Origin of the sequence: Microcoleus anatoxicus, from assembly GCF_042465725.1 — a bacterium.
Lineage (GTDB): Bacteria > Cyanobacteriota > Cyanobacteriia > Cyanobacteriales > Microcoleaceae > Microcoleus > Microcoleus anatoxicus.
On record NZ_CP120853.1, the window covers coordinates 3,429,835 to 3,442,415 of the forward strand.

Sequence of the window (12,581 nt, forward strand, 5' to 3'; positions counted from 1 at the left end):
TTATCGGTTTTACTCAAGAATTTTCCGCCCGAATGCGAGATCCCCTACTGCCTTAATCGCCTCTGTGTCGTGAGTCGTGAGTCTGGGAAAAAAAAAGAATTGCCAAAAAAAAAGTTTTTTTGGAAAAACTGCATAATTTTGGGGAGAGTGCCCAGATAAACAATTAAGGCGAGGTGCTGATCTCATAAATAGCGCCCGCCGGTTTACTCTAGGCAGGAAAAAAACATTGGCAGTATTGACTGGTACATTCACAAACGACAACCTCATCGGCACATCCGTCGATGACAACATCGCAGGTTTAGAAGGCAATGATACCCTCGTTGGCTTAGATGGCAACGACACCTTGCTAGGCGATGCAGGAAACAACAACCTCAGTGGGGGTGGGGGCAATGACAGCCTCCTTGGTGGCGACGGCGATAACACCCTGGCTGGAGGTATCGGCAATGACTTTCTGAATGGAGGTTTCAGTGGCAATAGTAGTTTGGCTGGTGGCGATGGAGATGACACGCTGCAAAACGGCTTAAATTTGGATGGCGGTGCGGGTAATGACTATCTATCGGCTGGCTCCAAGAGGGTATTCTTAGGAAACAATGGCATTCTCACTGGTAATGTTAATAGCACCTTAGAAGGGGGTGCTGGCGATGATACGCTCAATGGCGGTGGCAATGGCAGTGTGCTGCGAGGCGGTGCAGGTAACGATCGCTATTTGTGGCAGGATAACGGGCAGAATCAACTGCAAATTCAGGATACAGGTGGGATCGATCGCCTAGACTTTGTTGATTTTCAGGCTAATATCAGTACCAGCCCTACGCTGTCGCTGTCTTTGTCATCGGGCAATACAGGCTTGACTCGACAAGGCACGAGTTTACTGATTGACATGAATAAAGACGGGATTGCACGGGCTACAGATGACATTGTAATATCCGACTTCTTCGGTGCATCGGCGACTGTCGAAGGTGTTGGCTTCATCGAAACTGTCGGCAACCTCGCTGGTAGCGCGATTCTCGCTGCTAATCTCACTGAGGCTACGGCGACACCCGGAAGCAGTGCAACCAGTGGCACTTCCGGTAACGATAACCTCACAGGCACATCAGCCGATGACAACATCGCAGGCTTAGATGGCAATGACACAATCAGTGGCTTAGAAGGCAACGACACCTTGCTGGGCGGTGCAGGAAACAACAGCCTCAGCGGGGGTGGAGGCAATGACAGCCTCCTTGGTGGCGACGGCGATAACACCCTGGCTGGAGGTATCGGCAATGACTTTCTGAATGGAGGTTTCAGTGGCAATAGTAGTTTGGCTGGTGGCGATGGAGATGACACGCTGCAAAACGGCTTAAATTTGGATGGCGGTGCGGGTAATGACTATCTATCGGCTGGCTCCAAGAGGGTATTCTTAGGAAACAATGGCATTCTCACTGGTAATGTTAATAGCACCTTAGAAGGGGGTGCTGGCGATGATACGCTCAATGGCGGTGGCAATGGCAGTGTGCTGCGAGGCGGTGCAGGTAACGATCGCTATTTGTGGCAGGATAACGGGCAGAATCAACTGCAAATTCAGGATACAGGTGGGATCGATCGCCTAGACTTTGTTGATTTTCAGGCTAATATCAGTACCAGCCCTACGCTGTCGCTGTCTTTGTCATCGGGCAATACAGGCTTGACTCGACAAGGCACGAGTTTACTGATTGACATGAATAAAGACGGGATTGCACGGGCTACAGATGACATTGTAATATCCGACTTCTTCGGTGCATCGGCGACTGTCGAAGGTGTTGGCTTCATCGAAACTGTCGGCAACCTCGCTGGTAGCGCGATTCTCGCTGCTAATCTCACTGAGGCTACGGCGACACCCGGAAGCAGTGCAACCAGTGGCACTTCCGGTAACGATAACCTCACAGGCACATCAGCCGATGACAACATCGCAGGCTTAGATGGCAATGACACAATCAGTGGCTTAGAAGGCAACGACACCTTGCTGGGCGGTGCAGGAAACAACAGCCTCAGCGGGGGTGGAGGCAATGACAGCCTCCTTGGTGGCGACGGCGATAACACCCTGGCTGGAGGTATCGGCAATGACTTTCTGAATGGAGGTTTCAGTGGCAATAGTAGTTTGGCTGGTGGCGATGGAGATGACACGCTGCAAAACGGCTTAAATTTGGATGGCGGTGCGGGTAATGACTATCTATCGGCTGGCTCCAAGAGGGTATTCTTAGGAAACAATGGCATTCTCACTGGTAATGTTAATAGCACCTTAGAAGGGGGTGCTGGCGATGATACGCTCAATGGCGGTGGCAATGGCAGTGTGCTGCGAGGCGGTGCAGGTAACGATCGCTATTTGTGGCAGGATAACGGGCAGAATCAACTGCAAATTCAGGATACAGGTGGGATCGATCGCCTAGACTTTGTTGATTTTCAGGCTAATATCAGTACCAGCCCTACGCTGTCGCTGTCTTTGTCATCGGGCAATACAGGCTTGACTCGACAAGGCACGAGTTTACTGATTGACATCAACAAAGACGGTATCGCACGGGCTACGGATGACGTGGTAATTTCCGACTTCTTCGGTGCATCACCGAGTCTGGCTGGTGCTGGCTTCATCGAAACTGTAGCCAACCTCACTGGTGCAGCAATTTTGGCTGCTAATCTGACTGAGGCTACGTCTGCACCCACGCCAACACCCACCGCGCCGACACCCACCGCGCCAACACCCACCGCGCCGACACCCACGACGCCAACACCCACCGCGCCAACACCCACCGCGCCAACACCCACCGCACCGACACCCACACGGGTGACAATACCCACGGTGACAACACCCACACCCACACCAACACCAACACCCACACCAACACCCACACCAACACCCACACCCACACCCATTTTCACTCCCGCACCTGCTCTGACATTCACAGCGCCGTCAGCACCCACAATGACAAACTCACCCGCACCGACAGGCTCAGCGCCACAGGCGATCGGCAGCAGCGGCAATGACGTCATCGTCGCCAACGATGCTAACAATCCTTTGTACGGTAACAAAGGAAACGATAGCCTCTATGGCAATAGCGACAACAACATCATCTTCGGAGGCAAAGGTGACGATGCCCTCTTTGGCAACGACGGTAACGATCTCCTCAATGGCAACCAAGGGAATGACACCTTGATTGGAAGCGATGGTAACGATACGGAGTTAGGAGGAAAAGGTGACGATGTTTTGTTTGGTGGTACAGGCAATGATGTCCTCAGTGGCGATCTAGGCAAAAATACTTTAGCCGGTGACGCTGGTAATGACTCCCTGTACGGCGGTAAAGATAATGATGTTTTGCTGGGCGGTACTGGCAACGATTTCCTCTATAGCCAAGAAGGTAATGACTTTCTGACTGGTGTTGACAGCACTGCTGCTAATCCAGGGCTGGGCGAAATCGATACCCTGATTGGCGCAGAAGGCAATGATACTTTCTTCCTGGGAGATGCCACCAAGTTCTACTACAACGATGGCATCGATAGCGCTACTGGCAGCAGCGATTACGCTTTGATTGTCGGCTTCAACCCCACTCAAGATATCATCCAGCTTCAAGGCGCTCCTACCACTTATGTGTTAGGTGCTTCTCCCGCCGGATTGCCTGTTGGAAACGCTATTTTCAAGAAGACTGGGAGCTCGGATGAATTGATTGCGATCGTCCAACCAGTTTCTTCCTTTAGCCTAGACAGCTCTTCTTTGCGCTTCGTCTAAATAACAGGGAGACTGACTGGTTAATTTTTTTGTAGGGGCCTACCCCTACAAAACCCTGTTTGTCATAATGAAATAGCTTTGCTTCAGAAAGGGGACTTTGACTTGTTCGAGTCCCCTTTCTTCATTTGTCAATTTCTTGCTCCCTCCCCTTAGTAAGGGGAGGGTTGGGGTGGGGTAAAAAACTTGCGACTCATTTAGGATTGCTATAGAAGTATAACAACTGCCTAGGTTATGTGACCGATCGCGACAGCCTGTGGATGCGAGGTTAGTTAAGAGCTGTGTCGCTTGTGGTTAAATCTACTGGGTTTTTGCATCAACCCAAATTTTCGGTCTTCTGTAAATACTCGTAAACTTTACTAAATCTTTATACAAAACAGTATAATGGGTGAGACCCCCCTGTTAGGAACCAGAGGGGAAAAAGCCTAGCGGCAAAATCAGATGCTGTTAGCTACGGGTTTTTGTTGAGAGTCAGGAAATTGAATAAGTACAATGGAGCATCGCCGCATTGTTATTGGTGACGTACATGGGCATTTCGATGGCTTAATGACCTTACTAGAGGCACTTGCCCCTGGCTGGGACGATCGCGTGTATTTTCTGGGAGACTTAATCGATCGCGGACCTAAGAGTGCTCAAGTAGTAGAATTTGTCAAGGAAAGTCGTTACCAAGCTCTGTTAGGCAACCACGAACAACTGATGTTAAATGCTCTAGTCAGTGACGTTGCTGATATGCGATCGTGGCAAGCTTGGCTTTGCAGTGGCGGTGATGCCACCATCGACAGTTACAGAAATACAGGGATGATGCCCTACAAGCACTTAGAATGGATGCGATCGCTCCCCACCCACATCGACTTGGGCGACATCTGGCTAGTCCACGCCGGGGTCGATCCCACACTCCCCGTTGACCAGCAGTCTAGCGAACAACTATGCTGGATTCGCAAGGATTTTCACAATATCTCTCAACCCTATTTTCCCGATAAATTAATTATCACCGGTCACACGATCACCTTTACGTTTCAGGGCGTCAGACCGGGAGAATTAGTCAGAGGACAAGGGTGGCTAGATATTGATACAGGGGCTTATCATCCCAAGAGTGGCTGGCTGACAGGATTTGACCTCAACTACCGCCGAGTTTATCAAGTCAATGTGTTTAACCATCAAGTCCGAATTTTGCCCTTAGACGAATTGGTTAGACCATTGAACTCCTCGGAAATTCCCCTCCAGAAATCGGTTTTGAGTCCAGTTGTTTCACCGAGGTAGCTGTTGACTACTGACGCGAGGAACCCAGAAGCCGGCGGATTTCCTGTCTGTAAGTCCCATTGTTTAAGCCTTCACCCGTAGCCAAACTTGGATCGATTCCCTGTTCGATCGCCACAATGCGGGAATCGGTAGCTGGATGAGTGCTCAAAATGCTGGGAGGAGAAGGTCTGTTGAGCAACTTTTTCATAAAATCCACCATCCCCGATTGAGCGTAGCCCGATCGCCCCATTGTTTGCAATCCCAACTGATCTGCTTCGTATTCAGCTTGACGGCTGTGGGGACGGCGCAAAGCCAGTTCTACCCCTAGCTGCACTACCTTAGAACCATCAAGTCCCGCTGCGGAAGCGACACCAGAGGCGATCGCCATTTGACGCATTTGTTTAATCGCGTGGCGAGCACTAATGTGACCGATTTCATGACCGATTACGCTGGCTAATTGAGCTTCATTATCTGCCGCGGTCATTAAACCTTTATTCACATAAATAAAACCGCCCATTGTCGCAAAAGCATTAATATTGTCATCGTCAACGACTTGGAAGGTATAGGGAATATTCGGGCGATCGCTATTTTGGGCCAGTCGCTGACCGATGCGGTTGATATATGCTGTAGTGGCGCGATCGGGATAAATTTTAAATTCCCGTCCAGCCAACTGCTGATTGATTTCTTTACCTATAGCCACTTCTTGGCGATCGGACACATTCGACAATTTAATAACTTGAATACCTCGAAAAATCAGTTCTGGCAAAGAAAATGCTTGCATCGGTTCCGGCGACACCACCCAGATTCCCGCAGTCACAATCAGAGACAGAAATAAATAAATTCCTTTACCACATCTACGCCGGATTGTCAACCAATTTTTTTTAAACATGACAGATATAGCCTTTGTTTCGACCGCTTTTGTGAATAGGATGTATGGCATACTTGAAGTATAGCTTGATTGACAAGGGAGATTCCCAGAATCAATGCTGGGACTTTTTCAATTTTATGTCGCCCTTGAGACTCTGACATATCAGTCTTCAATTCCTGCTGATTGTGGGCTGCGATCGTGGTAATATCTTTTGGCTTGTACAGATACTTCTTAAGCTATCAACCCCTCACAGAAGACGCTGGATAAATTCAGCGGCTCGTGTTTCGTCCGCGACTATCAAGCTACGCGGTTTCTACACTCCCGAAGATTTTTTATGAAAATTTTGGATTCACAAGGCCGCTTGTTCGGTAAACTTAGCATCCTAGACCTAGGTGCTGCTCTGATCATCCTGCTAGTTGCAGTCGGAATCTTCTTCTTCCCTGGTACTTCTGGGGGTTCTGTAGCCCAAGTTGGCGGTGCCGATGTCAAACCAGTAGAAATCGATGCCATTGCGATCGGTCTTAAAGGGACAAACTTTCAAGAGTTATTCAAAGCAGGGGATAAAATCAATGTGATTATCCGTAACCAACCTTCCGGTCAGATTACGATCAAAGCTGTCAAAACCTTGACCAGAACCCTCGCCGTTCCTCAGCCCAATGGCACATTGAAAGCTCTACCAGACCCCAGAGAAGAAGAATCTTTCAGCAGAAATATGATGTTTACCTTAGAAGGTAAAGGTCAAATTACTGACAACGGCCCTGTTTTAGGCAATACGAAGGTGAAAATTGGCACTACCCTAGAGCTCGAAGGCAAGAAGTATATTTTCAACGCCAGCGTCATTGATGTGCGCGTCAAATAGCTATTAGTTATTAGTTATTAGTTATTAGTTATTAGTTATTAGTTATTAGTTATTAGTTATTAGTTATTAGTTATTAGTTATTCACACTATTATAATCATGAATAACCCATAACCCATAACTCATAACCCATAACTCATAACCAATCAACAATAACCAATCAACAATAACCAATCAACAATAACCCATAACAACTGGCCGTTGTCAGTTGACTTTTTTACCCTTCCGATAGCAACTTTAAATATTGCCGGATCGAGCCAATGGTGACAGCGGGAATTTCTAGCTGCGGTGTCAAACCGACATTTTCCAAAATTTGGAAGACTTTGATGGCTTCGGGGTTGAGATTGGCCAATCGCTGGCCAATCTCAGGGCTGGTAAATTGTGACTTTTCTCCCCAAATCATCACTGTCGGCGTGGTTAGCTGAGTGATGTATAGGGATAAATCGAAGGATAAATCTCCTCGCACAAAAGAAAGAGCGGCATACTCTGCATTTGGTTCCAAGGCAGATTCTAGGTAAGCATCTACGATTTCTTGGTAAACTCGGCGGTCATCGGCAAATTGCCGCTGTTCTAGAAAGTTGCGGATGCCCCCATCGGTGGCAATTCCGGTATTGTAAAGCAAGCGGTCCAAAATAGGTGTGCTGACTATTTGAGCAAATAAACTTTTGCTGTAATCTTTGCCAAAGTCCGACAAACCGGTAGGTGTGGTCAAAATCAGGGATTTGAACAGGTCAGGTCTGGCGATCGCAGCTCGTATTGCGATCGCCCCAGTCAGAGAAGAAGCTATCACATCCGTCGGACTCCCGCAAGTTTTTTCGAGAAATTCGATTAAAGATGTGATATAATCGTCAACCTTGTAATTTTTCGCCGGATGTTCCGATCGTCCCCAGCCGATTAAATCCGGTGCCAAAACTCGATAGTCAGCAGCAAAAGCCGGATAAACTTTCGACCACTCGTAGGCACTGGAACCGCCTCCAAAACCGTGAAAAAATACCAAGTTCGGCAAATTATCCGAAGTTGAGGTAGGTATGTTCATCCAAGGTGTTTTTTCCGCAGTGTAGTAAACCATTCGGCCTTGGGAAGTAACGGTCGATCGTTGACCGAAGCCTAGGGGCAAAAGCATAAATAAACCTCAATTGTTGTGAGATGGTAGATTTGGGTCTGGCATCAGTCTGAATGTGAAAAAAATTGTTTAGTTGAGGGTGCTTTTGTAAAGTTTGAGTATTGATTTAATTATATGAAATTACAGGTGAAGGGTCAAACTACAGACAGGAAGCAAGTTTTGAGATTTTTGCTGTTCGGGTTGTGTAGTTATCCTCACCCTTGCAAACTACTGTGGATCGGAGATAATAGCAAGGTGATGGGTAATACCCCTCACTGTCAAAAACTCAGTGAGTCGCTATCTCAAAGCGATGCTTGCACAGTTACAGTGCTAAAGCTCTCTTTCACAGCCCAGGGTGGGTTTGCGGTCGATCGGTCTGACTTTGGTAACTAATTTACGGGACAATAATTGACAATGGATAGGTAGCGCTCTACCCAAACGCTGAAGTTATCACAAAAGTGGGACTAAATAACCAATAGATCTCTCCTAACAAGGCTGTCAAGGGCAGGCTGAATGCCTATCCCACAGAAATTATGGGAGATGTCTAATCATTAATCACGATACTTTGCGGAGCAGGGACTTTTGATGTCGAAAGTCTTTGTTAGAAGGGTGAGGATCGGTTGTTTATGCTGAATGGGGGGGTTGGCAATCATTAGTCGCCCCCCGATCGATTCCACCCCACCAAAAATAACTAATCTCAGGGAGGTCTACTAACGATGCAACTGCTCAGGAAAAGCGATCGCGAGGGTTTTATGGTTGACACAAAAAGTCTTCAGTCTGACAGGATAGCAGAATTTGAGACTCCATGTCGAAGCGTAGATTTAAACGGCAAAAATAATGTTGTGGTTGCTACTCCCGACCGCTCTGTGGGGGGAGCAGAGCCTCGGATGCCTGCTGTAGCACCGGATTCTGTGCGACTAGCTTTAGAAGAGTTGAAATGCTTTGAAGTAGTAGAACACCAGTTTAAACATTGGGGGCTAACTTTTTCCAATGTGGTGGCGATCCAACCTTCCAACCCAGCATTTTTGACGGTTCCTGGGATCACAATTTTAATGGGAGCCCCCAAAAGTGGACAGATAGAAATCTCTTTTAAGTATCCAGTTCGCTTTGTGTCAGGACTTGTCACCAGTTCCCGGCGAACGGTTTTGTCTGCTTGCGACATTGATGGTGTCCAAATTGCTCAGGATGAAATGCCTGGACCGAATCTGGTAGGGTCTAATTCTGCGATTAAGCCGAGCACTGAACTGCGTGTCAAAGCACCAAATATTTCTCGAATCACTTTTTACGCTTTTGATGGTCAGCTAGTAGTCCATGATTTAATGTTTGGCTTTTAAAAATTCCGAATTCAAATTTAATTTTTAACGACTCAGCTTGATTTGGTTTTTTCAGAACAATGTAGAGAGTCCAAAGTCTGTAAACCTTCTAGAAGGGCATTGCGGACTATAGCTTCTGGTTCTTGATTCAGCATCAAGCGAAAGCACTCCGCAGTGTGGGACAGACCGATGGAATTTTTGAGGGAACTGGGTTTCCAAAACCCAGGACTTTTGACCAAATCGGTCATTTGCCGCACTGCTATCAAACGCTTTACAGGGTCTGCATCGGTCAAATTCGCCAGGATGCCATCGATTACGGCTTCATCTTTGGAAGCACTTTGGCTCCAGACTTGTCGCACCAACAATACCACAATGGCGATCGTCCCCAAATTTTGTAAAATTGCGCTCAGAGCGATCGAGTTACTCTCTGACTGTTCCCAAATCGAAAAACTCATGTAAGTTCCTAAAGTAGCAAGACCGCCACTACCCACTGCTACTACCAACCGTCGGCTGGGGCTGTCCCAAAATTGCTCCATGTGCGATCGCAATTGTTGCCAATCCCAGGACTGTGCCCGGTAAACCAGCATCATCGCTCCGATGCCCAAGCCCGTAGCAGCCAGTAATTGACTGTTCCACCAGCCCCAAACTGCTGAAGCTGTTAAAACTGCCAGGGTGCCAGACGATCTATTCCAACGCCCTAACACCCATTTGAGCAAGGTAGTAGAAATTACAGGCCGGTTCGAGGATCTTTGAAAGTCAGTCCTAGGGTGTCTGGCTGACTCAGGAAGGGCTGGTGGTATAGTTTGAGGAAATGGACGGTTTTCCGGTGTATTTTTCTTCAAAACCTGGACATCGGTTATGGATGAGGGTAATTTCTGCAAGTGGTCCGATCGCAGTTGGTCATTAGCTTCTGACTGTTCCTCTTGTCTGGGAGGCATTTTGGCTGTAGTTTTTTTTACTCGTTCCATACTGAGTTTTTGGATCAATTTGTATATTGAAATAGTAACAACAAGCAGTAATGCTCCCCTAGACCAGATCGCCCAATGGTCTGGGAAGCCTGCACGGGGCATCTAGCCACTTCTTTACCCTAAACTGCTAGAGTTCAGTTATCATTAAACGAGTGCTTGTTGATAGCACTCCCTCCTGCGTTGGAGCAGGAGATAAGGGGCATTCCACTTTGTCCGATCGGTCTCAAACCCGGTAAAGTAGTGGTAACATTTGTAATCGAGATGGGAATGCTGCTATCAATGTTGGATACACACAAAATTCGAGACAGCATCTCAAATAATGTATTTGTTAACATTTGGTAACAAATACAGCTCAAAAAAATAATAGTTGCGGATTTCCTGTCAAGCACAGAACGCGGTGCAAAACGTTTTTTGGGTTTGGGACTGGCGACATGGTAAGTGCAATTCTTCCCTTTGGGAAGTTTGCAGGCACTCACGTCGGCAGGCTGACCGTTAGAGAAAGCGGAGTTTTTGAAATGAGAACGCCACTTGGCAAGGTTAGCCCAGTGCGTCATAAATACTGTAAATCAATCCACCGCAACGATGGGTATATGTATGTGTTTTCTACTTTTGTCCAATGAATCAGCGATTAGAGGCGTAGCGATCGAGACTTCCGAGATCTGAGGTTTGATGGCACAGCCCTTACAAACACAGAGACTTGAATGCAGCTAAAAATATAAATAAAGTCGGGATAGGGCATTGCCACGACTCGCTTTCGGACGCAGAAGGGACGTAAGACTACTTTGGTAGCAGACCCTGGTGAAGCGTCAAGAATCACCGCACTTTTAGGGCGGTGAGTATGTCAACAAGATGTAAACACCTTACCAACAGATCGCCGGAGCAATCTTGCAGGAAAACCCATGTCTAGTATGCAAAGCCAATTCACAGTTCACTTCTGGGGCGTTAGAGGTAGCATAGCGTCTCCGGGAGCTGAAACAGTACGTTACGGGGGCAACACACCCTGTATTGAAATGCGAGTGGGTGACAGCCGCTTGATTTTCGATGGCGGTACAGGGTTACGGGTTTTGGGACAAACTCTCCTGTCGCAGATGCCTGTAGAAGCTCATATGTTTTTCACTCACTCTCACTGGGATCACATTCAAGGATTTCCGTTTTTTGTCCCAGCTTTTGTCAAGGGCAATTGCTTTCACATCTATGGTGCTGTTGCTCCTAACCAAGCTACTATCCAGCAGCGCCTAAACGACCAGATGCTTCACCCAAATTTTCCAGTCCCCCTACAAATTATGGGTGCAGACCTGAAGTTCAAGGATATTAAAGTGGGCGATACAGTGGAAATCGGGGAGATCAAGGTGGAAACTGCTTTGTTGAACCATCCAGGAGAAGCTATGGGCTACCGAGTTAACTGGCGGGGCTATGCGGCGGCTTACGTGAGTGATACAGAACATTTTGCAGACAGCTTGGATAAAAATGTGGTGAAATTAGCTCAGGATGCTGAGGTCCTGATCTACGATGCTACTTATACGGATGAGGAGTATTATTCGGAAAAGTCGAGCCGGGTTGGCTGGGGACATTCAACTTGGCAGGAAGCGGTGAAAGTGGCTAAGGCGGCTAACGTCAAAAAGTTGGTGATTTTTCACCACGATCCTTTGCACAATGATGAGTTCTTAGACAAAGTGGGAGAGCAAGTTGCTCAAAGGTTCCCGAACAGCTTGATGGCGCGGGAAGGTTTGTCGTTACAGTTGCTTCCTCCTGAAAAGAGTCTCCCTGAAACGTGCGATGAGAAAGTGATTTAGTTGTATTTTCAACATAAATTTGGATGACGATCGCAATCAGACTACGTGTTTGACATACTCACTGCCCTGAAAGTGCGGTGATTCTTGACGCTTCATTGGGATGTGCTGCAAGCAGTCTTACCTTCCCTCTGCGGCCATTTACAGTCGTGGCTATGCCCTATCCCGACTTTTTGTATAATTCTCGCAGCGTTCAAATCCCTGTCTTGGTGTGTACCGCAGTTTAAACAGATTAATTCTCGAATTGACAGGTCTAATTTACCCCACTTAAAACCGCAGTCCGCACATACTTGACTCGTTGGTTCCCAACGACTAATTACTCTAAATTCTTTGCCAAACTTTTCAGATTTTGCCTCGCACAAAGCTCTAAATTCGTACCAACCTTGTTGGCTAATCGCTTTTGAGAGCTTTCGATTTTTCAACATACCAGACACATTTAAATCTTCCAAAACAATTACTTGGTTTTCGTTAACTATTTTAGTAGACAGTTTGTGCAAGAAGTCTTTACGAGTGTCTGAAATTTGATTGTGTAGTTTGGCTATCTGGGTTCGAGTTTTGTTTCTACGTTTGGAGTCCTTCTGTTGACGAGCTAGTTTTTTCTGAAGTTGGCGGATTTTCCGATCTAGTTTTTTGTAGCTAGGACTTTCGGCGCTTTCATTTTTGCGGGCTATTTACTTACTCTATTATACTATAACTCTCTGATAGAATTAGGAG

General features: G+C 47.1%; 10 protein-coding genes. 6 read left to right on the top strand and 4 right to left on the bottom strand.

Annotation, left to right across the window (positions count from 1 at the left end; translation table 11 throughout):
• Positions 1-226: 226 nt before the first annotated feature.
• Both P2A85_RS14805 and P2A85_RS14810 read left to right on the top strand, forming a co-directional pair.
• On the top strand, positions 227-3,733 hold the full coding sequence (locus P2A85_RS14805; protein ID WP_377473330.1) for a beta strand repeat-containing protein: 3,507 nt from the start codon (positions 227-229) through the stop codon (positions 3,731-3,733).
• Positions 3,734-4,222: 489 nt separating this feature from the next.
• Positions 4,223-4,990 carry a metallophosphoesterase family protein gene (locus tag P2A85_RS14810; RefSeq protein ID WP_377473332.1) on the top strand — a complete coding sequence of 256 codons (768 nt, stop codon included), beginning with the start codon at positions 4,223-4,225 and terminating at the stop codon, positions 4,988-4,990.
• Positions 4,991-4,997: 7 nt separating this feature from the next.
• Here the strand turns inward: P2A85_RS14810 and P2A85_RS14815 are convergent, their stop codons facing one another.
• A complete protein-coding gene (locus tag P2A85_RS14815; protein WP_377473335.1) occupies positions 4,998-5,858 on the bottom strand; it encodes a M48 family metallopeptidase in 861 nt (286 codons plus the stop codon).
• A 313-nt stretch (positions 5,859-6,171) separates the two neighbouring features.
• Here P2A85_RS14815 and P2A85_RS14820 point away from each other — a divergent pair, with 313 nt between their 5' ends.
• Entirely contained in the window at positions 6,172-6,696 is a 525-nt protein-coding gene (locus P2A85_RS14820; RefSeq protein ID WP_340522040.1) for a DUF4330 domain-containing protein, read from the top strand.
• Positions 6,697-6,911: 215 nt separating this feature from the next.
• Here P2A85_RS14820 and P2A85_RS14825 read toward each other — a convergent pair whose 3' ends face one another.
• Entirely contained in the window at positions 6,912-7,817 is a 906-nt protein-coding gene (locus P2A85_RS14825) for an alpha/beta fold hydrolase (RefSeq protein ID WP_377473337.1), read from the bottom strand.
• A 731-nt stretch (positions 7,818-8,548) separates the two neighbouring features.
• Between P2A85_RS14825 and P2A85_RS14830 the strand changes: the two genes are divergently transcribed.
• Entirely contained in the window at positions 8,549-9,130 is a 582-nt protein-coding gene (locus P2A85_RS14830) for a hypothetical protein (RefSeq protein WP_377473339.1), read from the top strand.
• 32 nt (positions 9,131-9,162) lie between these two features.
• Here P2A85_RS14830 and P2A85_RS14835 read toward each other — a convergent pair whose 3' ends face one another.
• A complete protein-coding gene (locus tag P2A85_RS14835; protein ID WP_377473341.1) occupies positions 9,163-10,077 on the bottom strand; it encodes a hypothetical protein in 915 nt (304 codons plus the stop codon).
• A gap of 431 nt (positions 10,078-10,508) precedes the next feature.
• Here P2A85_RS14835 and P2A85_RS14840 point away from each other — a divergent pair, with 431 nt between their 5' ends.
• Together P2A85_RS14840 and P2A85_RS14845 are read left to right on the top strand one after the other, a co-directional pair.
• Positions 10,509-10,697, top strand: a complete 189-nt coding sequence (locus P2A85_RS14840) for a hypothetical protein (RefSeq protein ID WP_341736267.1) — start codon at positions 10,509-10,511, stop codon at positions 10,695-10,697.
• Between the two features lie 279 nt (positions 10,698-10,976).
• Positions 10,977-11,870: an MBL fold metallo-hydrolase gene (locus tag P2A85_RS14845; RefSeq protein ID WP_377473343.1), complete on the top strand. Its 894-nt coding sequence runs from the start codon at positions 10,977-10,979 to the stop codon at positions 11,868-11,870.
• A gap of 92 nt (positions 11,871-11,962) precedes the next feature.
• Here P2A85_RS14845 and P2A85_RS14850 read toward each other — a convergent pair whose 3' ends face one another.
• On the bottom strand, positions 11,963-12,538 hold the full coding sequence (locus P2A85_RS14850; protein WP_377481503.1) for an RNA-guided endonuclease InsQ/TnpB family protein: 576 nt from the start codon (positions 12,536-12,538) through the stop codon (positions 11,963-11,965).
• Positions 12,539-12,581 lie beyond the last annotated feature (43 nt).